The organism is Micromonospora chalcea (genome assembly GCF_028768405.1).
GTDB classification, from domain to species: Bacteria; Actinomycetota; Actinomycetes; order Mycobacteriales; family Micromonosporaceae; genus Micromonospora; species Micromonospora chalcea.
Genome location: NZ_CP118233.1, coordinates 963,766 through 987,090 on the forward strand (window position 1 = coordinate 963,766; position 23,325 = coordinate 987,090).

The 23,325-nt window shown below is 73.3% G+C and carries 18 protein-coding genes; 7 read left to right on the forward strand and 11 right to left on the reverse strand.

Features of this window, described 5'->3' with window-relative positions:
• The first annotated feature begins 128 nt into the window (after positions 1 to 128).
• Positions 129 to 1,412, forward strand: a complete 1,284-nt coding sequence (locus tag PVK74_RS04485; protein WP_187693419.1) for a citrate synthase — start codon at positions 129 to 131, stop codon at positions 1,410 to 1,412.
• A 178-nt stretch (positions 1,413 to 1,590) separates the two neighbouring features.
• Here the strand turns inward: PVK74_RS04485 and PVK74_RS04490 are convergent, their stop codons facing one another.
• The 10 genes from PVK74_RS04490 to PVK74_RS04535 form a co-directional block, all read right to left on the reverse strand.
• Positions 1,591 to 2,988 carry a glycosyltransferase family 4 protein gene (locus PVK74_RS04490; protein ID WP_274478265.1) on the reverse strand — a complete coding sequence of 466 codons (1,398 nt, stop codon included), beginning with the start codon at positions 2,986 to 2,988 and terminating at the stop codon, positions 1,591 to 1,593.
• A gap of 268 nt (positions 2,989 to 3,256) precedes the next feature.
• Positions 3,257 to 5,206, reverse strand: a complete 1,950-nt coding sequence (locus tag PVK74_RS04495; protein ID WP_274478266.1) for a TOMM precursor leader peptide-binding protein — start codon at positions 5,204 to 5,206, stop codon at positions 3,257 to 3,259.
• Positions 5,203 to 7,107 carry a hypothetical protein gene (locus tag PVK74_RS04500; protein WP_274478267.1) on the reverse strand — a complete coding sequence of 635 codons (1,905 nt, stop codon included), beginning with the start codon at positions 7,105 to 7,107 and terminating at the stop codon, positions 5,203 to 5,205. Before PVK74_RS04500 ends, PVK74_RS04495 begins: the two co-directional genes overlap by 4 nt.
• Entirely contained in the window at positions 7,104 to 7,985 is an 882-nt protein-coding gene (locus PVK74_RS04505; RefSeq protein ID WP_140946440.1) for a TauD/TfdA family dioxygenase, read from the reverse strand. Before PVK74_RS04505 ends, PVK74_RS04500 begins: the two co-directional genes overlap by 4 nt.
• Positions 7,978 to 9,561, reverse strand: coding sequence for a nitroreductase family protein (locus PVK74_RS04510; RefSeq protein ID WP_274478269.1), 1,584 nt, complete (start codon positions 9,559 to 9,561; stop codon positions 7,978 to 7,980). Before PVK74_RS04510 ends, PVK74_RS04505 begins: the two co-directional genes overlap by 8 nt.
• Position 9,562: 1 nt before the next feature.
• The gene (locus PVK74_RS04515) at positions 9,563 to 10,351 is read right to left on the reverse strand and encodes an ABC transporter permease (RefSeq protein ID WP_245254740.1); all 789 of its coding nucleotides are present in this window, start codon (positions 10,349 to 10,351) and stop codon (positions 9,563 to 9,565) included.
• 7 nt (positions 10,352 to 10,358) lie between these two features.
• Positions 10,359 to 11,153 (reverse strand): ABC transporter permease, encoded by a 795-nt coding sequence (locus tag PVK74_RS04520; RefSeq protein ID WP_274478270.1) that lies wholly within the window; start codon positions 11,151 to 11,153, stop codon positions 10,359 to 10,361.
• Positions 11,150 to 12,157, reverse strand: a complete 1,008-nt coding sequence (locus PVK74_RS04525) for an ABC transporter ATP-binding protein (protein ID WP_274478272.1) — start codon at positions 12,155 to 12,157, stop codon at positions 11,150 to 11,152. The genes PVK74_RS04520 and PVK74_RS04525 overlap by 4 nt, the downstream gene beginning before the upstream one ends.
• Positions 12,158 to 12,175: 18 nt before the next feature.
• Complete coding sequence (locus PVK74_RS04530) at positions 12,176 to 13,528, reverse strand: glycosyltransferase family 2 protein (RefSeq protein ID WP_082930928.1); 1,353 nt, start codon at positions 13,526 to 13,528, stop codon at positions 12,176 to 12,178.
• Positions 13,529 to 13,622: 94 nt separating this feature from the next.
• Entirely contained in the window at positions 13,623 to 13,841 is a 219-nt protein-coding gene (locus PVK74_RS04535; protein ID WP_113973761.1) for a hypothetical protein, read from the reverse strand.
• A gap of 543 nt (positions 13,842 to 14,384) precedes the next feature.
• On the opposite strand from PVK74_RS04535, the gene glgX reads away from it, so the two are divergent.
• The 4 genes from glgX (at position 14,385) to PVK74_RS04555 (ending at position 21,371) form a co-directional block, all read left to right on the forward strand.
• Positions 14,385 to 16,505, forward strand: a complete 2,121-nt coding sequence (glgX, locus tag PVK74_RS04540) for a glycogen debranching protein GlgX (RefSeq protein ID WP_274478273.1) — start codon at positions 14,385 to 14,387, stop codon at positions 16,503 to 16,505.
• Between the two features lie 3 nt (positions 16,506 to 16,508).
• A complete protein-coding gene (gene treY / locus PVK74_RS04545; protein ID WP_274478274.1) occupies positions 16,509 to 18,809 on the forward strand; it encodes a malto-oligosyltrehalose synthase in 2,301 nt (766 codons plus the stop codon).
• Positions 18,806 to 20,539: a malto-oligosyltrehalose trehalohydrolase gene (treZ, locus tag PVK74_RS04550; protein WP_187693412.1), complete on the forward strand. Its 1,734-nt coding sequence runs from the start codon at positions 18,806 to 18,808 to the stop codon at positions 20,537 to 20,539. The genes treY and treZ overlap by 4 nt, the downstream gene beginning before the upstream one ends.
• Positions 20,540 to 20,723: 184 nt before the next feature.
• Entirely contained in the window at positions 20,724 to 21,371 is a 648-nt protein-coding gene (locus PVK74_RS04555) for a maleylpyruvate isomerase family mycothiol-dependent enzyme (RefSeq protein WP_113973753.1), read from the forward strand.
• A gap of 18 nt (positions 21,372 to 21,389) precedes the next feature.
• Here the strand turns inward: PVK74_RS04555 and map are convergent, their stop codons facing one another.
• Positions 21,390 to 22,163 carry a type I methionyl aminopeptidase gene (gene map, locus PVK74_RS04560; protein ID WP_274478275.1) on the reverse strand — a complete coding sequence of 258 codons (774 nt, stop codon included), beginning with the start codon at positions 22,161 to 22,163 and terminating at the stop codon, positions 21,390 to 21,392.
• Positions 22,164 to 22,229: 66 nt separating this feature from the next.
• Here map and PVK74_RS04565 point away from each other — a divergent pair, with 66 nt between their 5' ends.
• Positions 22,230 to 22,520, forward strand: a complete 291-nt coding sequence (locus PVK74_RS04565; RefSeq protein ID WP_043324508.1) for a helix-turn-helix domain-containing protein — start codon at positions 22,230 to 22,232, stop codon at positions 22,518 to 22,520.
• 50 nt (positions 22,521 to 22,570) lie between these two features.
• Complete coding sequence (locus PVK74_RS04570) at positions 22,571 to 23,179, forward strand: DUF6518 family protein (RefSeq protein WP_187693675.1); 609 nt, start codon at positions 22,571 to 22,573, stop codon at positions 23,177 to 23,179.
• Positions 23,180 to 23,325 lie beyond the last annotated feature (146 nt).

Genomic DNA, 23,325 nt, shown 5'->3' on the forward strand with positions numbered 1-23,325 from the left:
CCGCCTGGCCGGGAAACAGGTGACGCACACCTCACCCCGAAACCATGACGAGCGGTGTTCTCCGCGCCGTGATTACGGTAGAAGCGAAGGCAATTCAACGAAGATCTTGCCGGCGAAGCGAGGAACAGATGACGGAAGTCAAGCTCGACCACCCCGGTGGGCAGCTGTCGATGCCGGTGCAGTCCGCGGTTGAGGGCCCCGCCGGGATCGGGGTGAGCAAGCTGCTCAAGGAAACCGGGATGACCACGTACGACCCCGGTTTCGTGAACACCGCGTCCTGCTCGTCCGCCATCACCTACATCGACGGTGATGCCGGCATCCTGCGGTACCGGGGTTACCCGATCGACCAGTTGGCCGAGAAGTCCTCCTTCCTGGAGGTCTCCTACCTGCTGATCTACGGCGAGCTGCCGACCCAGGCGCAGCTGTCGGAGTTCAGCGAGCGGATCCGGCGGCACTCGCTGCTGCACGAGGAGATGCGCCGGTTCTTCGACGGCTTCCCCCGTGACGCGCACCCGATGGCCGTGCTCTCCTCGGCCGTCAGCGCCATCTCCACCTTCTACCAGGACAGCCTGGACCCGTTCGACTCCGAGCACGTGGAGATGTCCACGGTGCGGCTGATGGCGAAGGTCCCGACCATCGCCTCGTACGCGTACAAGAAGTCGATCGGGCAGCCGCTGCTGTACCCGGACAACTCGCTCGGCTACGTCGAGAACTTCCTGCGGATGACGTTCGGCGTGCCGGCCGAGCCGTACGAGGTCGACCCGGTGGTGGCCCGGGTGCTGGACATGCTGTTCATCCTGCACGCCGACCACGAGCAGAACTGCTCCACCTCCACCGTGCGGCTGGTCGGCTCCAGCAACGCCAACCTGTTCGCCTCGGTCTCGGCCGGCGTGAACGCGCTGTTCGGCCCGCTGCACGGCGGCGCCAACCAGGCCGTGCTGGAGATGCTCCAGAAGATCCAGGCCGACGGCGGCGACGTCCGCTCCTTCGTGCAGAAGGTGAAGGACAAGCAGGACGGCGTGAAGCTGATGGGCTTCGGGCACCGGGTCTACAAGAACTACGACCCGCGTGCCGCCATCGTGAAGAAGGCCGCCCAGGACGTGCTCGGCCGGATGTCCAAGCCGGACCCGCTGCTCGACCTCGCGGTGCAGCTGGAGGAGATCGCGCTCGCCGACGACTTCTTCGTGTCCCGCCGGCTCTACCCGAACGTGGACTTCTACACCGGTCTGATCTACAAGGCCATGGGCTTCCCGACGAAGATGTTCACGGTGCTGTTCGCGCTGGGCCGCCTGCCCGGCTGGATCGCGCAGTGGCGCGAGATGATCAACGACCCGGAGACCAAGATCGGTCGCCCGCGGCAGATCTACACCGGCGCCACCGAGCGGGAGTACGTCCCGGCCGACAAGCGCTGAGCGTGCAAGGAAGGGCCCCTTCTTAACGCCTCCGGTAGAGGAGGGGCCCCCTTTTAACACGCGGACGACGAAGGCCGCCGACCCGAGCAGGGTCGGCGGCCTTCGTCCTGTGCACCGGGGGGAGGGGCGTTAACAAGGGGCCCTTCCTCTACCCGAGGCGTTAATAGGGGGCCCTTCCTTACCGCAGGCCGGCGGCGGTGAGGAGGTTGCCCTCGGGGACGCGCGGCGTGGGCCGGCCGTGTGTCATGCGGTGCTGGGCGCGGGCGGCGGTGAACGACGGGTCGCCGGCGATGGCGGCGGCGTACGCGGCAGCCGTGCGGGACGCGATGGCCGCCCAGCCGTACCGCTCGTGGACCATGGCGCGGGCCCGCCGGGCGAGCACGCGGGCCCGGTCCCGGTCCGACAGCAACGCGTGCACCGCCTCGGCGAGCCCGTCCGGGTCGTGCGGGGCGAACGTCATCCCGGTGACGCCCGGCTCGACGATCTCGGCCAGGCCGCCGGTACGGGCCACTGCCAGCGGCGCGCCCGCGGCGGCCCCCTCCAGCGCCACCATGCCGAACGGCTCGTAGATGCTGGGCACCGCGAAGCAGTCCGAGGCGGCCATCACGGCGGGCAGGTCGGTGCCGCCGAGGAACCCGGGCATGCTGACGGTGCCGCCCAGCCCGAGGCGGTGCACCTCGGCCTCCAGGTCCGCCCGGTACGGCCCGTCGCCGACGATCACCGCGCGCAGGCCGGGGTGCCGGTCGCGCAGCCGGGGCAGCCCGGCCAGCAGGTGCTGTACGCCCTTCTCGTACACCAGGCGGCCGGCGAACGTGACCAGCGGGCCGTCGGCGGCGAACCGCGCCCGGGCGGCGGCGACGGCCGACGCGGGCACCCGCCAGCGGTGCGGCTCGACGCCGTTGGGCACCACGTCGACGCGGGCGGCGTCCACGCCGAACAGCGCGCCCACCTCGTCGCGCATGTAGCCGGAGCACACGATCACGCGCCCGGACTCGCCGGCGAGCCAGTGCTCGACGCCGTGGATGGTGCGGTTCATCTCCTCCGGCAGCCAGCCCTGGTGCCGGCCCGCCTCGGTGGCGTGGATGGTGGTCACGAGCGGCACGTCCAGGTGCTCGCGCAGCGTCATCGCGGTGTGCGCGACGAGCCAGTCGTGGGCGTGGATGACGTCGTAGGCGCCGGAGGAGGCGGCGCGCAGCGCGGCCCGCGTCAGCGTGTGGTTGAACGCCATCGTCCAGGCCAGCAGTGACCCGGTGGCCAGGGGGAAGGTGACCGGGTCCTCGGCGGCGCGGACGATACGGACGCCGTCGGCGTACTCCTCCAGGGGAGCGCCCTCGGCGTGGCGGGTGACGACCGTGACCTCGTGCCCGGCGGCGGCCAGCGTCACGGACAGCGCGTGGACGTGGCGGCCGAGTCCGCCGACGAGCACCGGCGGGTACTCCCACGACAGCATCAGGATGCGCCGGGTCCGGGGCCCGGCCCCGGCCGGCGACGGCGGGGCCGGGCGGGAGGTGAGAGTGGGCCGGTGGAGCCGGTCCGTCGCGGTGGCGGGCTGCGCGCCGACCCGCAGAGTGGTCACGTCGATCTCCGTCCATGCAGGGTGAGGCACGCCGGCAGCGGTGGCGGCGTCGAGCGGTGGTCAGGAGCGACCGGACGGCCGGCCGGGCGCCGGCACCAGCTCGCCGACGACGGCCTGGCCGGATACCGATCGCGGGCCACCGGGAGGGTGCTGACGTCGATCGGCAACCGGAACCGTCCAGTCACCCTGCCAACCTACTGTGCCGGATCCTCTCGCGCGCGGTGAGCGATCCTCATCACTCTCCGACGCCTCCGCGCACATGGGACGGTCACGGGAACGGGTGCGGATACGGGTTGATCTCCTCCGGGGCGAGCGGTTCGGCCCGGTGTCCGAGCCGGACCGGCAGCTCGCGCAGCCGGGGCAGGTCGACGCGCCGGTTGCGGTGACCGAACGTCATCGGCAGCAGCCCCGGGATCAGCACCTTCACGCTGGTGAGGCCGACGGCCTCCTGCTCGCGGGCGGTCTGGTCGACGACCACCACGTCCAGGCCCTCGTCGAGGTAGCGTCCGGTCACGTGCCGCAGGTCGTCGAGCAGGTCCGCGGCCGGGCGGTAGCGCGCCGCCGTTGGGAACGCCTCCGCCATGGACCGGATCTCGTCGCGCTCGTACAGGAACGCGAAGCGCGGCCAGGCGTCCGGGTCGGCCGCCGCCAGCAGGTGGTCCTCCATGGTCCGGACCAGGTCGGAGTCGGCGACCAGGCCGGGGGCGGTGGTGTCCTCGGCGACCATCTCCCGGGTGGCCTCGGCGACGCTGGCGAGCTCCACCAGCGCGGACCACAGGGCGCGCTCCGGGTCCAGGTGCGCCCCGGCGCCGCAGAACGCCCGGGGACGTCCCGGCCGCACCTCCTCGTCGACGAGCATCAGCCAGACCGCCGGGACGCCTTCGGGCATGGTGATGTCGAAGACGTCCAGGCGGCTGCCGGTGGTGCGCTGGATCCAGTCGACGAGCACGCGGGTCATCGGGTCGGCGGAGGTCATCGGGTCCACGCGCGGCACCGGTAGCCGGGCGTACCAGGTGGACAGGAAGGCGTCCCGTTCGGCGACTTCGAAGATGCCGTGCAGGATCGCCTCTTCGAGGTTCGCGCCCAGCGCGCAGCCGTTTGAGCACTCCGGACCGAAACCCATGCCGTGCGAGCCGTAGTAGGCGAAGGTCTCCGGCACCAGCACCGGGCCGCCGCGCCGGAACGAATAGGCGTACACCCATTCCACGGGCCGGTCCGGGTCGTATGCGACCGCGTGGTCGTCGGGCGGCGCGGGCGGCAGCCCGAACTCCGTCGGCTCGACGGCCCGCCGCGGTCCGAGCTCGCGGAACGAGGCGCGGGTGACGGTACGGCGGGCGCGTGGCACGTTGCCGCCGAGCCGTTCCAGCGCCTCGGCGACGGCGACGGCCACGCTCGCCGGGTAGGTGAAGGTCCGGCCGTAGCCGGCCAGTTCACCACAGCACAACGGGCCACCGATCGCGCCGGCGAGGACCATCGGATGGTTGTGGTGGACGGTGATCGACGACAGCAGCCCGGTCTCCTCGTCGTGCAGCGCCGCCAGCAGGGCGAGGTGCTCGTCGGGAAGGCTGCGGGCCCGGTAGTCGTCCGGTGCCCGCTTCGGCCGGGACGTCAGCGTGAAGGTGCCGGCGGCCGGGCCGTCGTCCGGCAACGGGCCGCACACCGGGCAGCCGGGTTCGGGGACGAACCGGTGCCGCTTGACGGCCATCGAGGCCGTGGCGACCTCCAGCACCGCTTCCGCGCACCGGCCGTCGCCGCCCTGCGCGACCCGGCGCAGCTCGTCGGCCACGAGCGCGGCGACCGCGGCGCGTACCGGCGGGCCGAGGACGGGCCGGGCGGGCTGCACGGTGCCGTCGTAGAGCCCCTGCCACAGCGCGGACCGGTGCGGTGTCCCGGTGGTCCGCGCCCGGCGTTGCCGCACCTGGAGGCAGTGGTGGCAGCCCGGCCGGCCGGGTGTGACGAACGGGCCGATCCGTACGCCGCGCGGCGTGGTGTACACCGGCAGGAAGGACCGGCCGGCGTCGGCGGCAGCCCGGGCGGCCACGTCGACGTCCTCCGGTGGCCCGTCGACGACGAAGACGTCGACGTCGGTGACCGGGGCGGCGCCCAGCGCCTGTTCCACCGCCCGGCGCAGGGCGCCGACGCCGAGGATCCGCAGGCCGGGACGCGGCGCCACGTCGGACGGGGCGGGGACGGCCGGTGTGGTCGTGACGTCGGTCATGCGCTGCTCCCCGCTCGTGGCGACCACGCCGCCCTGATCATGAACGGCATCACCCGCTGCGCCCGGGGCAGCGAGTCGGCGGGCCGCACCAGCAGCGACCGTCCGTCCCGTGCCAGCTCGCGTAGCAGCGGCGGCAGCGCCGTGTCCCAGTCGTAGCCGCCCGCGTCCGGCCCGATCTCGGCGCCGTCCGGGCGGCGTCCGGTCAGGACGGCGACCGCGGCCTGCATCGCGTTCGCCAGGGCGGTGTCCGTGTCGGTGGCGCAGCTGCGGGCGACCCATCCGCCGCCGACGGCGACGAACACGGTCGGGGTGCTCGATCCGTCGTGCCACGCCCGCGGCTCGTGGCCGAGGAGGGCCAGCTCGTGTGCCATGACGCGGGTCGGCTCCGGCCACCGCGCCCGGTCGAGCCAGCCGCCGGGCGGCCCACCGTCGGCGACCTCGGGTGGGGTCGCGGCCGCGCGTCGCAGTTTCAGGATCGCCCGGCCGCGCGCCTCCGCCCAGGTGTGACCGCTGGCGATCACCACGCCGTCCGGCTGTGCGTCGACGACAGCGCCACGCGCGGTGTCCCACCACCTCGTGGCGGCGTCGCCGGCGCAGGCCCGGGCCGCGAGCGTCTCCAGTGCCGCCGTGGCGGCGCGCAGCAGCGCCTGCTCCCGGCTTGCGCCGACGGCGGTGAGCAGCCGCGGTGCGCCGCCGGCCAGGTCCACGACCGTCGCCTCGACGCAGCTGACCGAGATCTGCGAGTGGGCGCCGGTGTCGATGGCCAGCAGCGGGCCCAGCCGCGCGTCGACCAGGAACGGCATCCGGGCGACGAACTCCTCGACGCCCACCGGCGTGCGGGCGGCCATCGCGTCGACGTGCGCGGCGAGATCGGCGTACGGGGCCGGGGGCCGGCAGGAGCGGCAGCGGGGGTGCACGTCGAGCAGATGCTCGCTGGTCACAGCGGTTTCCAGGTCCACGCGGGTCATCCGGTTCGTGGCGGTGCTCTCCGCTCCCACCCGGTGGCGCAGGTACGCGAACCCGAGCGCCGCGCCGATCAGGCCGCAGACCGGCGCCGACAGCCACTCGGACGTCGTGTCGGGCTCGTCGGCGTCACCCGGGGGGAGCCCGGCGCCCTGCCGGCTGAGCAGGCCGCACTCCCAGCAGCCGCCGGTGATGCCGCCGCCGGTCGGGCCGATCCACGCCTCCGCGCCGCCGGGCACCGCGTGCAGGACCGGCACCCCGATCGCCCGGGCCGCCCGGTTCAGCCGCGTCGCCCGCCCGGCCATCGGACGCGCGGCGCAGTGCAGCACCGCGTCGTACCCCGTCAGCAGGCCGGCGAGCCCCTCGTCGGTGTCGAGGGCGGCGGCCGCGTCCAGCAGCGTCAGCCCGGTCGTCGGATCCTCTGCTCGACGGCGCTGCACGATCCGCCGGAAGCCGTCGCGTTCGGTGCCGGTCTCGGTGGTCTCGACCAGCGAGGCCGTACGCAGCCCGAGTTCGAACAGCGTCTGGACGAGCGCGAGCATGCCGGCGCCGGCGCCGACGAGCAGCACCCGCCCGTCGCGGAACGCCTCGAAGCGGCTCAGCGGCGCGTCGCTGACGTGCTCGGCGAACGCGATCGAGTCCCGGTAGGTGTCGAGTTCCCAGTCCCGCAACGTGTGTGGCGGCTCGCTGTCGAGGTCGCGGGCGATGCCCCGCCGCACCAGCATCCGGACCAGGTCGGTGACGAGCTGCCGCTGCGCCGGGGGCAGACCCGCGGTCAGGGCCTCCACCGTGCGGGTGCCGTCCAGATGCGGGGCGAGCCGCTGCACGAGGCCGTACGCCGACGCGCCCGCCAGGTGCGTGCCGGCGAGTCCCGTCTCCAGGTACACGCCGTCGTCGACCGGCACGTACATCAGGTCGTCGCGGAGCTTGACCCTCACGCGGCCCCCTCCTTCCGCAGGTGTCCCATCCGCACCGCGACCGCGCGTCCGGCGTCGGTGAACGCCTGCCGGCCGTGCAGGTACCGGGAGTTGTCCACGACCAGCACGTCACCGGACCGCCACGGCACCGCCACCGTCAGCCGCGCGGCGACGTCCGCGGCGGTGGCCACGAGGTCCTCGGGCACCGGCGCGCCGGTACCGGAGCGCACCCGCAGCCGCCGGTCGTGGTACTCGCCGGGCTGCGGGCGGCTGATGAACAGCGAGTTGCAGAACGCCGGCACACCTTCGAAGAGGGTCGGTGGCGTGCACCGGGTGCCGAAGCCGACAGTCATCGCGTCCTCGTCCACGTCGATGTGGATCGACTCCCACGGCCGCAGGTACGGCTCCCACTGCCGCAGCATCCGCTCCGCCGCCTCCGGGTCGGTCGTGCCGCACATCCGCTGCCACACCGGTGTGGGCAGCTCGCTCTCCCAGCGCAGCGTCAGTTCCTCGCAGGCGGCGCGGACCGTGGCGGGCAGGGCGGCCAGCAGCGCGAGACCGTCGCACAGCGTCGTGGCCCCGCCGTCGGCGGCGGGCCGCTCGCACCGGAACATCAGCAGGTCCGGGGCGCCGGGCGCGTACGACGCCTCCCGGTGCAGCGGCATGCCCTGCGTTCCCCGGGTGACTGTGGTCGTCGTCGGGTCACCGCCGATCACGTCCCGCTCGTCGTGGAACCCGCCCTGGTACGGCGACGCGGTCATCAGCGCGTCGCCGAGCGCGACGTAGTCCTCGTGCCGCCACCCGCCGCGCAGCAGCACCGCGCCGTGCTCGGCGACCGCCGCGAGCACCGCGTCCGGCGTGGGGGTGCCGACGAGCGCCGGAACGTCCTGTTCAGCCATGAGGGTTCCCTTCGGTGAGATGGGCCGCCAGCACCCCGGGACGCGGCGCGGGCGTGCCGACCAGCAGTTGTGTCAGCGGGGACGCCCCGTCCGGCAGGCCGAGCCGGGCGGCGACCGCGTCGGCGGTGAGGCCGCCCAGCGCCCGGCTCGCCGCGCCGGTCGCGGTGGCGGCGAGCCCGGCCAGGTGAAGGGCCACACCGGCGAGCAGGTGCAGCCGGTGGAACGAGGCCGGGGAGAGCTGGTCGACGGGCCGGCTCCCGGCGTGCACCAGGTAGAGGGTCGCGCCGCGGGTGACCATCCGGCGGTCGACCCGGTGCGGGTACGCCGCCGCGTCGTCGGCCGCTCCCGGCGGCCCGGTCGGCACCAGCCGGTGGTGGTGCGGCTGGTAGCGGTACGCGTCCGCCGGGATGCCGTCGACGGCCCGGGCGAGGCACCAGAGCTCCGGGTACAGCGGCTGCCGGGCCAGCGCCGCCAGGGCCGGCGAACCGGCCCGGCCGGCGGCGCAGGCCAGGATGCCGGCGACCTGCCCGGCGGTCAGCCCCGGGCCGAGGTTCGCGGCGGAGGCGCGGCGGGCGGCGGCCGCGACCAGGTCGAGCGGCCGGGCCGGCGGCAGGTCCAGCGCCCGGCCCGCCGCCGGACCCACCGGAAGGCGGTCCGCCGGGAGGCGCCGGGCCGGGACGCCGTCGGCCGGAAGACGGTCGGCCGAGGGTGGCTCGGCGTCGGCGTACCGGTCGTACCTTGCCCGGTGCAGCGCCACCGCGCTCGGGTGGGCGGCCTCGTGGCCGAGCCGGTCGTGGTCCAGCCCGGTCGCCGGGGGCGGCCCGGCGGACGCAAGCGGTGTCCCGGGGACGTCCGCGTGCGCGGGGAACTCGATCGCCGCGTAGGTGGCCTCCAGTTCGGCGTCGAGTCCGAGCAGCTCACCGGCGAGCGCCGGATCGAGGTCCAGGCGCGGTGTCGCGTCCACCGGCGACGTGAGCAGCTGGGCCAGCAGGACACCGGAGTCGACGATGCCCAGCCGGTAGCCGAACGCCCCGTACTTGCTGGTGTTCTTCCACGGCCGGTGGGTCAGCAGCAGCGCGTGCCGGGGCGCCGCCGCGGCACCGAGGAGCCGGTCGAGCCGGGCGGCCGGGCTGCCCGGGCGCAGCAGTTCCAGGCAGTGGTGCGGCGGGTCGTAGTGGTAGACGCCGGCCGCGAGGTCGGGGGAGCCGGCCCAGGCGAGGTAGATCTCGTTGGGGTGGAACGCCCCGCCGGAGGGCACCGACCGGCGCAGCGTGTGCCAGCCGGGCAGCAGCCGCGACGGCGTGGGCGTGTCCGACGGGGCGCCGGTCAACGCGGACAGTCCGGCCAGCGTGATCGTCTCCGCCCGGCGTGGCGCGTACCCGAGCAGCATCGCGCTGAGCCGGTCGAGGCAGCCGTCGCCGAGCGGCACGGACCCCGGGCCGGGCCACCGCAGCGGCCGGCGGGTCGCGCCCGGGTACCGCTTGCCGCACGGCGGCAGGTACGCCGTCGGCTGCCCGGTGTCGTCCCGCACCGCCGCCAGGTACCTGCCGGTGACGCCGGCCCGCGTGGCTGCCATCTCAGCTGCCCGCGCTCTCGTACCGGCGCAACCCGGCCCGGAAGACCGCCCACGCCCCGGCCGCGCAGGCCGCCGCGACGACCGGGGTGAGCGCGCCCGCCGTGGTCGAGGCGCCCTTGTCCAGCAGCGCGGCCGTCGGGAAGTAGCCGACGAACGCGACGGGTACGAGCGTCAGCAGCGAGCGCAGGCCGGTGCCGTACAGGGTCAGCGGATAGCGGGCCAGGTCGCCCAGGGTGTGCACGCTCGCCGCGAGCGAGCTGGACGGGCTCAGCAGCCAGAAGACGACAGCGTTGGTGGCCAGGTTGACCGCCAGCTTGACCAGCACCCCGCTGACGAGCAGCACCACCGCCCAGAGCACCGTCAGCGGCGTCCAGGCCAGGTCGAGGTGGACGGCCGCGGCGCCGAGCAGCGCCGCGCCGAACCCGACGTTGCCGAGGCCGTTGAACCCGACCGCGTTGCCGGTGACCTGGAGCACCACCGGGTAGGGCCGGACCAGCAGGTAGTCCAGCAGGCCGAGGTTGACCAGGCCGCCGAGATGCCAGGTCCCCTCGAACAGCAGGGAGCCGACGCCCTCGGCGAGCATCACCATGGCGCAGACGTACAGCACCTCCCAGCGGGTCCACCCGCCGAGCGCCGTCACCTGCCGGAACACCATCACCACGAAGACCAGCCCGGCGAGCTGACCGAGCACGGTCGCCCCGATGGTCAGGAGCGCGTCGGCGCGGTACTCGAGCACCGCCCGCAGATGCGCGCCGAGCAGCCGGCGGTAGATCCGTGCCTCGTGCATCATCGGCCGGTCACCCGCCGTGCGCGGTCAGCCGCCGCACGCCCGCGGACCACAGCAGCCGGGCCGCGCCCCACAACACCAGAACCCAGAGCAGTTGTACGCCGATCAGCGTCACCGCCTCGGCGCCACGTGCCTGCCCCAGGTAGATCAGCGCCGGGGTGGAGACGATGCCGGGGAACGGGGAGAGCTGGCAGACGACCTGGAGCCAGCCCGGGAACAACGCGATCGGCACCAGCGCCCCGGAGAGGATGTTGGTGACCGCCACCCGGGACAGGCTCAGCCCGTGGAAGTTGCCGGTCCAGAAGCACAGCAGCCCGACGAGGTAGACCAGGCCGAACTTCAGCGGCACCACCGCCAGCAGGCTGAGCAGGAACAGCCCGGCCTGCCCGGCGGCGGGCAGCGCGGCGCCGCCGAACGCCGACACCAGCGTCGCCGCCATCACCGCCACCGTCAGCACCTCACCGACGACGTATCCGAGTGACAGCGCGAAACGCGAGAGCTGGTAGTCGATCGGCCGGACCAGGTCGAGCGCCACGGTGCCGTGCAGCACCGGGCCGGCGATCTGCGCGTCGGTGAAGCTCGACAGCAGCGCCCCGGTCAGGAACGCCACGACCAGGTAGCCCTTCATCTGCTCCCAGGACAACCCGCCCACCTCGCCGCCGGCCGCGCCGGCGAAGACCGCCTGCCAGACCGCGAACAGCGCCACGGTCTGCACCACGACCCCGGTGAGCTGGAGGAGGAACTCGCCCCGGTAGATCAGCAGCGTCGACCAGGACATCCGGGCCAGCGTCAGGTACGCCCTCATGCCGGCACCGACGGGCTCAGCTCGCCGGCGTACGCCCGGCGCACCACGTCCTCGATGGACGGCTCGTCGATCCGGATGTCCACCACCGGCGCCCGGCGGGCGACCACCGAGACGATCTCGCCCGCGCCGTACGCGCCGTGGTCGAACGTGACGGCGATCTGCCGTGCCGACCCGTCGTGGACCAGCCGGACGCCCGGCAGGTCGGCGTCGAGGTCGCCGTGCCAGTCGGCGCCGAGCGTCAGGTGCACGGTCCGCTGGTCGGCGACCAGCCGGCGGACGGCGTCGATCGAGCCGTCGAAGATGATCCGGCCCTCGTCGATGATCACGAGCCGGCGGCAGACCTGCTCGATGTCACCGATGTCGTGCGTGGTCATCAGCACCGTGGTCCCGCTCGCGCGCTGGGCCCGCAGGAAGTCCCGGACGGCCTGCCGGGCGACGATGTCCAGCCCGATGGTCGGCTCGTCGAGGAACACCACGGGCGGTGCGTGCAGCAGCGCGGCGGCCAGGTCGGCTCGCATCCGCTGGCCGAGCGAGAGCTGCCGGGCGACCACCGGCAGCAGCCGGCCGAGCCCGAGCAGCGCGTCGAACTCCTCCAGGCGTGCCGCGTACCGGGCCCGGGGGATGCGGTGGATGTCGCGCAGCAGCGCGAGGGAGTCGCGGACCTGCAGGTCCCACCAGAGCTGGCTGCGCTGGCCGAACAGCACGCCGATGTTGCGGGCGTTGGCGTGCCGGTCGCGGTGCGGGTCGAGGCCGCAGACGCGTACCCGCCCGGCGGTGGGGTGCAGGATGCCGGTGAGCAGCTTGACCGTCGTCGACTTCCCGGCGCCGTTGGGCCCGACGTACGCGACCGCCTCGCCGGAGGAGATCGACAGGTCGACGCCGTCCACCGCCACGTGCTCGACGTGTCGTGGCCGTACGAGATGGCGCAGCGAGCCGCGCAGGCCCGGCTGCTTGTCGGCGATCCGGAACCGCTTGGTCAGGCCACTGGCCTCGATCACTGGCATCGGCGTTGTCGTTCCCGGTCAGCCGGCCGCGACGGCGGCACGGTGGTGCGGGCGCAGCCGCAGCACCGTGCCGAGGCCGTCGACCTCGGTCAGGGTGGTCTCGAACGCGGCGCCCATGACCCGGCCGAGGTAGCCCAGGCTCGCCGGGTCCGGGTCGAACCGCGCCGAGAGCTCCGCGCCGGTGGAGACCAGGTGCACCTCGTCGGCGAGGGCACCGGCGACGTTGACGAACTGGCACAGGTCCTCCCAGTAGAGGTACCGCCAGAAGTCGACGCTGACCACGGCGTCCAGGCTGTCCGCGGCGACCGGTGGCCTGATCCCGACCAGGTGGAAGTTGGCCGGACCGGCCGGCGCCCCGTAGTCGTAGGTCAGCGCGCCGTCGGGCAGCCCGGCCTCGGCGCTGCCGGTGCCGACCCACAGCACCCGGTCGCCGGGCAGGCGACCGGCGAGCCGCTGCACCGCCGGCCCGATCCGGCACCAGGAGCGGCGTACGCAGTCGTCCATCGCCCGGCGGTAGTGCACCACCCGCTCGGCCGCGCGGGCCACGTCCACCGGCCCGGCGAACTCCCACTCCACGACCGGGTACTTGAGCGCGACCCGATCCAGGTTGTCCATGAAGTCGTTCCAGTTCTGGATGACGTTGCGGTGGTGCGGCAGGTGGTAGACGGCGGCCAGGTCGTCGTAGGCGAAGTTGCGGTTGAGCACACCGAGGTGTGCGTGCACCCGGTAGAAGAGCTCCATGTCCTCCAGGCCCCAGCGCAGGCCGAAGCCCTCGTCGAAGCCGCCGACCGCCTCGAACACGTCCCGGCGCACCGAGGCGTTGTGGGTGAAGCAGAACAGCCACCCGGCCAGCAGCCAGTCGTCGCCGGACGGTCCCTCCTCGGTCCCGAACCGCATGTCGCCGCCGCCGCGCCCACGCAGCCGAGGTACGGGCATGGTCGGCTGGTCGGCCAGCGCCGCGTGCACGTGCTCGATGCCGGTCTCGTCGCGCCGGCCCATCAGCACCGCCGGCGCGGACGGGTCGCGGTGGTGGTCGAGGTGGCGGCGCAGCAGGTCCGGCGTGGCGTACGAGTCGGCGTCGAGGAACAGCAGCAGCGGCGCGGTCGCCCGGCGCGCGGCCTCGTTGCGGGCCGCCGCCCGGCCGCCGCGCTCGGGCCGTTCGACGAAGTGCAGGCGCAGCCCCTTGCCGGCGTCGGCGATGCCGGAGTACTGGCTGCCGTCCCCGCCGTCGCGGACGACGATGACCTCGAAGCGGTCCGGGTCCAGCGTCTGACGCCGCAGCGACCGCAGCGTGAGCTCCAGGCAGGGGGCGTCCGCGTGGGTGGGGATCACCACGCTCAGCTCGACGGCTCGACCGGGTTCAACGCTCATCTGACGTACCTCTCCGCTTGTCCCACGAGCCGGACCGCCGGCCGCGCTGACGATGGGACGGAGCCGCCGGCGATCGCCGGCGGCTCCGCGATGATCAGTGGCAGTTGACGCAGCACCACTGGATCGGCCGGCCCTGGCACGCGGCGCCGCCGCAGGAGCCCTTGCCCATGGCGGACGGGTCGGTCAGCGTGATCCCGCCGCCCGTCGGCATGGCGTACAGCCCTGCCGACGCCTCGTCGCCGGCGCCCGACCAGGAGACCGCTGTGGTGTCCAGGTCGGACAGGTCGATCGACAAGTTCCTGCTTTCACCCATCGATTCATCCTCTTTTCGGATCGATGTGGACAGTGGAACGAAGCGTAGGCCGGTCCTGGCGGGATTCGCACCGCGCTGATGTAACAGGGAGATAAAGCGAGGCGGAACCGTCAATTCGCGCAGGTGAAGGCCGGTCGAGAACGGAAAGATTCCGGGCGGTGACGCGGCGTAGTTCCGGGATCCACTATTCGAGACGCCCAGGTCAGGTGGGGTCGAACGATGAATCACCGCATCAATTACCTCCTTCTCCGATCGCGTGAAGCCGATGTAACGAGAAGATAAAGTAGGGGAAGGTGTCAATGAATGCGGGCGACCCTCTATTGTGAAGTGACCTGCTTATTCGCCGACCCCGGCTACGGAATGCCGGGACGGGTGGCCCCGATCGCCGCAGGCGGGCCCGAATGTGACATCCGGCCCCACGAGGGCGGATTTCGGTTACCGTCCGAACGGGTGGATTGACGAGGCGTACGACTGGGCATCACCGGCGTGCGCATCGGCGGCCCCCTGTCCGCTGCGCTCACGATCATGGGCCGAAGGAGCGACATGCAGGTCTGGCCGGGCGAGAGCTACCCCCTCGGCGCCACCTACGACGGGATGGGCACCAACTTCGCGATCTTCTCCGAGGTGGCGGAGAAGATCGAGCTCTGCCTGTTCGACGAGTGGGACATCGGCACCGAGCGCCGGGTGGAGCTGCGCGAGGTCGACGCGTACGTCTGGCACGCCTACATCCCCGGCGTCGAGCCCGGCCAGCGCTACGGATACCGGGTGCACGGGCCGTGGAACCCGGCCGAGGGGCTGCGCTGCAACCCGCACAAGCTGCTGCTCGACCCGTACGCGAAGGCGGTCGACGGGGAGATCATGTGGCACCCGTCGGTCTACGACTACGAGGTCGGCGGCGACCCGGACCGGATGAACACCGAGGACTCGGCTCCGTACATGCCGAAGTCGGTGGTGGTGAACCCGTACTTCGACTGGGGCAACGACCGGCCGCCGCGCACCCCGTACCACCACTCGGTGATCTACGAGGCCCACGTGCGCGGGCTGACCATGCGCCACCCGGGCATCCCGGAGGAGCTGCGCGGCACGTACGCGGCGATCGCCTCGCCGGTGATGATCGAGCACTTCAAACGGCTCGGCGTGACAGCGGTGGAGCTGATGCCGGTGCACGAGTTCGTGCACGACCACCGCCTGGCCGACCTGGGGCTGCGCAACTACTGGGGCTACAACACCATCGGCTTCTTCGCCCCGCACCACGGCTACTCCGCGCTGGGCCGCCTGGGCCAGCAGGTGCAGGAGTTCCGGGGCATGGTCAAGGCGCTGCACGCCGCCGGCATCGAGGTCATCCTCGACGTGGTCTACAACCACACCGCCGAGGGCAACCACCTCGGGCCGTCGCTGAGCTTCAAGGGCATCGACACGCCCAGCTACTACCGGCTCTCCGAGGACGACCGGCGTTACTTCGTCGACTACACCGGCACCGGCAACAGCCTCAACGTGCGCAGCCCGCACTCGCTGCAACTGATCATGGATTCGCTGCGTTACTGGGTGACCGAGATGCACGTCGACGGGTTCCGGTTCGACCTGGCGGCCACGCTGGCCCGCGAGTTCTACGAGGTGGACCGCCTGTCCACCTTCTTCGAGGTGGTGCAGCAGGACCCGGTGGTCGGCCGGGTGAAACTCATCGCCGAGCCGTGGGACGTCGGCCCCGGCGGCTACCAGGTCGGCAACTTCCCGCCGCAGTGGACCGAGTGGAACGGCAAGTACCGCGACACCGTACGCGACTTCTGGCGCGGCGAGCCGGCCACGCTCGCCGAGTTCGCCTCCCGCATCTCCGGCTCCGCCGACCTCTACCAGGACGACGGCCGCCGCCCGTTCCACAGCATCAACTTCGTCACCTGCCACGACGGGTTCACGCTGGCCGACCTGGTCTCCTACAACGACAAGCACAACGAGGCGAACGGCGAGGACAACCGGGACGGGGAGAGCCACAACCGGTCCTGGAACTGCGGCGTCGAGGGGGAGACCGACGACCCGGGCGTACGCGCGCTGCGGGCCCGGCAGCGGCGCAACTTCCTGGCCACGCTGATGCTGTCCCAGGGCGTGCCGATGCTCGGCCACGGCGACGAGCTGGGCCGCACCCAGCACGGCAACAACAACGCCTACTGCCAGGACAGTGAGATCGCCTGGGTGGACTGGGACCGGGCCGACGACGAGCTGCTGGACTTCGTCCGCCGGCTCACCGACTTCCGCAACCGGCACCAGGTGTTCCGCCGCCGCCGGTTCTTCACCGGCCTGCCGGTGGGCGGCCGGGCCGCCGGCTCCGGACTGCCGGACCTGGCCTGGTACACCCCGGACGGCCGGGAGATGACCGGCGAGGACTGGGGCAACGACTTCGGCCGCTCGGTGGCCCTGTTCGTCAACGGCGACGGCATCGGGGAACGCGGCCAGTACGGCCAGCGCCACCGGGACGACTCGTTCCTGCTGCTGTTCAACGCGCACGACGCGCCGCTGGACTTCACGCTGCCCGGCGAGGAGTTCGGCAGCCGGTGGGAGCTGGTGATCAGCACCGCGGAACCCGACCCGGAGAAGACGACACTGGTCGAGGCGGGCGGCACGGTCTGCGTGCCGGACCGCTCGCTGCTGGTCCTGGAGAGGACGGCCTGACCGATGCCCGACACCCCCCGCTCGACCTACCGGGTCCAGGTGCGTCCCGGCTTCGACCTGGACGCCACGGCCGAGCTGGCGGGCTACCTCGCCGCGCTCGGCGTCACCCACCTCTACACCGCGCCCCTGCTCACCGCCACGCCCGGCTCCACGCACGGCTACGACGTGGTGGACCACCGCGCGGTCAACCCGCAGCTCGGCGGCGAGCCTGCCCGGGCCCGGCTGGTCCGGGCGCTGCGCGCGGCCCGGCTGGGCCTGGTCGTGGACATCGTGCCCAACCACGCCGGCGTCGCCCGGCCCGAGGCCAACCCGGCCTGGTGGGACGTGCTGCGGTCCGGACGCGACTCGGCGTACGCGCGCTGGTTCGACATCGACTGGGACCGGGGGCGGCTGCTGCTGCCGGTGCTCGCCGACAGCGCCGACGCGCTCGACGACCTGAAGCTCGTCGACGGGGAGCTGCGCTACCACGAGCACCGGTTCCCGGTCGCCGACGGCACCGGCGACGGCACGCCCCGGCAGGTGCACGACCGGCAGCACTACGAGCTGGTGAACTGGCGGCGCGGCGACGCCGAGCTGACGTACCGCCGGTTCTTCGCCGTGTCCGACCTGGCCGGCCTGCGGGTGGAGGACCCGGAGGTGTTCGACGCCACCCACGCGGAGATCCTGCGCTGGGTCGACGCCGGGGAGGTCGACGGCATCCGCGTCGACCACCCGGACGGGCTGCGCGACCCGGCCGGCTACCTGGCCCGGTTGCGCGCCGCCGTGCCGCAGAGCTGGCTCGTGGTGGAGAAGATCCTGGAGTACGGCGAGGACCTGCCGGAGTGGCCGGTCGACGGCACCACCGGCTACGACGCGCTGGCCGCCGTGTCCGGGTTGTTCATCGACCCGGACGCCGAGGCGGACTTCACCGCACTCGACGGCCGGCTCACCGGGCGGCACACCTCCTGGGCGGACCTGACGCACGCCACCAAGCTGGAGGCCGCCACCCGGCTGCTCGCCGCCGAGCTGACCCGGCTGGCCGCGCTCGTGCCGGAGCTGCCGGGCGAGCAGGTCCGCGCCGCCCTGGCCGAGCTGGCCGCGTGCTTCCCGGTCTACCGCGGATACCCGCCCGAAGGCGCCCGGCACCTGGCCGCCGCCCGCAGCGAGGCAGGCCGCCGCCGTCCCGACCTGACCGGCGTGCTCGACCAGGTCACCGCCCGGCTGCGCGACCCCGGCCACGAGCTGGCCGCCCGGTTCCCGCAGCTGACCGGCGCGGTGATGGCCAAGGGCGTGGAGGACACCGCGTACTACAGGTGGAGCCGGTTCGTCGCGCTCAACGAGGTCGGCGGCAGCCCGGCCCACTTCGGTGTGCCAGCGGCCGAGCTGCACCGCTTCGCCGCCGCCCGGCACGTGCGCTGGCCGGCGAGCATGACCGCGCTGTCCACCCACGACACCAAGCGCGGCGAGGACGTCCGCGCCCGCCTCGCGGTGCTGTCCGAGCTGCCCGGCCGCTGGGCCGAACGGGTCGCCGAATGGATGTCGCGCGCGCCGCTGGCCGACCCCGCGCTGGCCCACCTGCTCTGGCAGACCGCCGTCGGGGCGTGGCCGCTCGAACGGGAACGACTGCACGGGTACGCCGAGAAGGCCGCCCGGGAGGCGTCCGTCACCACCAGCTGGGCCGACCCGGACCCGGGCTTCGAGCACGAGCTGCACGCCCTGGTCGACCGGATGTACGACGACCCGGAGCTGCACGCCCAGATCACCGCGTTCGCCGCCGAGATCACGCCGCCCGGCTGGTCGAACGCGCTCGGGCAGAAGCTGGTCCAGCTCGCCATGCCCGGTGTGCCCGACGTCTACCAGGGCACCGAGCTGTGGGAGAACTCGCTCGTCGACCCGGACAACCGGCGGCCGGTCGACTTCGCCGTACGCCGGGACCTGCTGGCCCGGCTCGACGCCGGCTGGCGGCCCGCGGTGGCCGCCGACGGCGCGGCCAAGCTGCTCGTGGTGTCCCGGACGCTGCGGCTGCGCCGCGACCGCCCGGACCTGTTCGGCGGCTACCGGCCGGTGCCCGCGCGCGGCCCGGCCGCCGCGCACGCGGTGGCCTTCGACCGGGGTGGGGCGGTCGCTGTGGCGACCCGGCTGCCGCTGCGGCTGGCCCGCTCCGGCGGCTGGCGGGACACGGCGCTGTCACTTCCCGTTCACGAGTGCACCGACTTGTTCACCGGACGGGTCTACAGTGGTTCTGAGCTGCTCCTTCATGATCTGCTGAGCACCTACCCCGTCGCCCTCCTCGCACCCACCGACTCTGTGGAGGCCGCCGCATGACCGAGTTCACGGTGTGGGCGCCCGAGGCCGCCCGGGTGCGGCTGCGCCTGCCCGGCGTCGCCGACCACGCGATGCGTCAGGCGCCGGACGGCTGGTGGCGGGTCGAGGTCCCCGGCGCCGGGCCCGGCACCGACTACGCGTTCCTGCTCGACGACGACGCCCAGGCGCTGCCCGACCCCCGCTCGGCCTGGCAGCCGGCCGGGGTGCACGGGCCCAGCCGGCTCTACGACCACGCCGCGTTCGCCTGGACCGACGCCGCCTGGACCGGCCGGCAACTGCCCGGCAGCGTGCTGTACGAGCTGCACATCGGCACGTTCACCCCGGAAGGCACGTTCGACGGGGCGATCGCCAGGCTCGACCACCTCGTCGACCTCGGCGTGGACATGGTCGAGCTGCTGCCCGTCAACGCGTTCAACGGAGAGCACAACTGGGGCTACGACGGCGTCTGCTGGTTCGCGCCGCACGAGCCGTACGGCGGCCCGGACGGCCTGAAACGGTTCGTCGACGCCGCCCACGCCAAGGGCCTGGGGGTGATCCTCGACGTCGTCTACAACCATTTCGGGCCCTCCGGGGCCTACGCGCCGCGGTTCGCGCCGTACCTCACCGAGCAGAGCAACACCTGGGGCCGCACCGTCAACCTGGACGGCCCGCACTCCGACGGGGTACGCCGCTACATCGCCGACAGCGTGCTGGGCTGGCTGCGCGACTACCACGTCGACGGGCTGCGGCTGGACGCCGTGCACGCCATGCCGGACGGCCGGGCCGTGCACTGGCTGGAGGAGGTGGCCGCCGAGGTGGAGGCGCTGTCCACGCACCTCGGGCGGCCGCTGTCGCTGATCGCCGAGAGCGACCTCAACGACCCGCGCCTGATCACGCCCCGCGAGGCGGGCGGGTACGGCCTGCACGCCCAGTGGAACGACGACGCCCACCACGCGCTGCACACGCTGCTCACCGGCGAACGGCAGGGCTACTACGGCGACTTCGGCTCCCTGGAGTGCCTCACCGACGTGCTGACCGGCGGGTTCTTCCACGCCGGCACCTGGTCCAGCTTCCGCGGCCGCAGCCACGGCCGCCCGGTCGACAGGCAGCGCACGCCCGGCCACCGCTTCGTGGCGTACCTGCAGAACCACGACCAGATCGGCAACCGGGCCACCGGCGACCGGATCTCCGCCACGCTGTCGCCCGGCCTGCTGCGCGTCGGCGCGACGCTGCTGATGACCGCGCCGTTCACGCCGATGCTGTTCATGGGGGAGGAGTGGGCGGCCACCACGCCCTGGCAGTTCTTCACCAGCCACCCCGAGCCGGAACTCGCCACGGCCGTCGCGACCGGCCGCCGACGCGAGTTCGCCGACCACGGCTGGGCCACCGACGACGTGCCGGACCCACAGGACCCGCAGACGTTCCTGCGGTCCCGGCTGGACTGGGCCGAGCTGGACAAGCCCGAGCACCGCGAGACGTACGACCTCTACCGGCGGCTGATCGCGCTGCGCCGCTCCCGGGCCGACCTGTCCGACCCCCGGCTGGACCGGGTCGACGTCCGCCACGGCGACCGGTTCCTGGTGATGCGGCGCGGCGACACGCTCGTGGTGGCGAACCTGGCCGGCCGGGCGCAGCGGATCAACCTGCCCGGGGTGGTACGCCGGGTGCTGCTCGCCACGTCCGAGGGCGTCACGGTGATGCGCGACGGAATCGAGCTGCCGCCGGAGTCGGCCGCGATCGCGGCGCTCTGACCGCTCCCGCGGCCCCGCTCCCGGGCCTCCGGCCCTCGGCGCCGATCTTGGAGTTGTGGCGCCTCGAAGGTCGCGCATGCCGGGTTTGCGAACCACCACAACTCCAAGATCGGCGGGGTGGGGAGCGGTGAGTTCGTCCAGGCAGCGCGGTCCTAACTCCGACGACCCGGCCCCTGGAGGTTTCATGTCCGACACGCTGACCCGCCGTGAGCTGTGGGCGCTCGCGCACGCCGAGCGCGCCGCCCTGGCCGACGACCTCGCCGGAATCGACGCGGCGCAGTGGGCGCGGCGCTCGCTGTGCGGCCGGTGGACCGTTGAGGAGACGCTCGCGCACATGACCGCGGCGGCAAGCGTCGGCCGGGCCCGCTGGGTCGCCAGCGTGCTCGGCGCCCGGTTCGACTTCGACCTGCACAACGACCGCCGGCTGGCCGAGCACCGGGGCGCCGACCCGGGGGAGACGCTCGATCGGTTCCGGCGGATCATCGGCAGCACCACGTCGACGTTCGGCCCGACCGAGGCGTGGCTCGGTGAGGTGGTCGTGCACGCCCAGGACATCCGGCGGCCGCTCGGCCTGGCCCGGACGCCCCCGGTCGAGGCGGTGACGCCGGTCGCCCGGTTCTACGCCGGGCGGGACTTCACGGTGGCCGGGCGCAGCGCGATCGACGGCCTGCGGGTGGAGGCGACCGACGGGCCGTTCACCGCCGGCGACGGCCCGCTGGTCAGCGGCACCACGCTGGCGCTGACGATGGCGATGGCCGGGCGGGCCGCGTACTGCGACGACCTCACCGGGCCCGGTGTCCCCACGCTGCGGGAGCGCTGCACGCCCGTGTGACCACGGCGGGTGCCCGGGTCACGGCTTCGGCAGCGTCAGGATCTCCGCGCCGTCGTCGGTGATGGCGATGGTGTGCTCGCTGTGCGCGGTGCGGCAGCCGGTCGCGCTGCGCAGCGTCCACCCGTCGGCGTCGGTGACGAGCGTGGCGGTGTCCGCCATCACCCACGGCTCCAGCGCCAGCAGCAGCCCGGGCCGCAGTGTGTAGCCGCGACCGGGCCGCCCGGTGTTCGACACGTGCGGGTCCTGGTGCATCGTCGACCCGACGCCGTGGCCGCCGAACTCGGTGTTGACGGTGTATCCGGCTTCGGTGAGGACCGAGCCGATGGCGTACGAGAGGTCGCCGACGCGGGCGCCGGGGCGGGCCGCGGCGATCCCGGCCTGCAACGCCCGCTCGGTCGCGTCGATGAGCGCGACGCTCTCCGCGGGCCGGGCGTCACCGACGAGGAAGCTGATCGCGGAGTCGGCCACCACTCCGCCGAGGCTGACGGCCAGGTCGAGGCTCAGCAGGTCGCCGTCGGCGAGCGTGTAGTCGTGCGGCAGGCCGTGCAGCACCGCGTCGTTCACCGACGTGCAGATGTAGTGGCCGAACGGCCCGCGCCCGAAGGACGGCTCGTAGTCGACGTAGCAGGACTGCGCCCCGGCCTCGACGATCATGCGCTGGGCCTGCCTGTCGATGTCGAGCAGGTTGGTGCCGACGGTGGTGCTGCTCCGGAGGGTCTGCAGGATGTGGGCGACCAGGGCGCCGGTGTCCCGCGCCCGCCGTACGTCGGTGGGGCTCAGGATCTCGATCATGCGGGCGCCTTCCTCACTCGACCAATAAGTATCCCGGTCATGTTATCCCGGTATTAGAATCTCGGCATGGTCCGGTTGCCCCTCACTCCCGCCGAGGTCGAGCGCGGGCAGCGCCTCGGCGCGCTCCTGCGCCGCGCCCGGGGTGAGCGATCCATGCTGCTCACCGCGCTCGACGCGGGTGTCTCTCCGGAGACGCTCCGCAAGATCGAGTCCGGCCGGGTGGCCACCCCGGCGTTTCCCACCATCGCCGCCATCGCCGACGTCCTCGGCCTCTCCCTGGATGCGGTCTGGTCGGAGATCAACCACTCCGACGAGGTGGCGCGTCTCGCGCCGTCCGAGCGGCGCCTCGCCTCGTAGGGCGGCCCTCTCGACGGGGTCGAGCATACCGAGTATGTAAGATTCCGCGCATGCCACCCTCGCGTCGCGCCGTCGCGCTTGTCGTTCCCGTCGCCGGTTTCCTGCTCGGCTTCCTGGACTTCGTCTGGATCAAGTGGGTGCCGTTCCCGTTCGCCGAACTGGGCAACTCCACAGCCACCTGGGCGGTGGCCGCGTTCGCGCTGGGCTGGTGGATCCGGTCGGGCGCGGTGCGTGCCGCCGTGGCCGCCAGCGTCCTGCTGATCGTCGCGGTGCCCAGCTACTACCTGGCGGCGACGCTGCTCCAGGGCGACGACCTCGCCGTGATCTGGGCGCTCACCTCGTTCGTCTGGATGGCGTTCGGCGTGGTGGCGGGCGTGGTGTTCGGCGTCGCCGGCATCTGGGCGCGGACCGACGGATGGCGGCGCGTCGTGGGGACCGCGCTGCCGGTGGCCGTGTTCGTGGAGGAGGCGCTGCGGTTCGCGCTGAAGTCCGGGTCCTACCCCGGAGCCTGGTGGAACGTGGCGATCGACCTCGGGCTGGCCGTGCTGCTCGTGGTGCTGATCGGCCGGTCCGCCCGGGTACGGCTGCTGGCCGCCGCGGTGGCGCTGCCGCTGGCTGCGGCGGGCGCGCTCACGTTCGCCGCCGTCGCGGGGAGCTGACCTGCCCCGCCGCCGAGGCTGCGAGCCACCCCGCCGGCCGAGGATGCGGGCCACCGCGTCGGCCGAGGCGGCGGACCACCGGCCCGACCGGGATCGGCGACAATGACCCGAGAACGGCGTGGTCCGGATGACGGGGGAGGAAACGG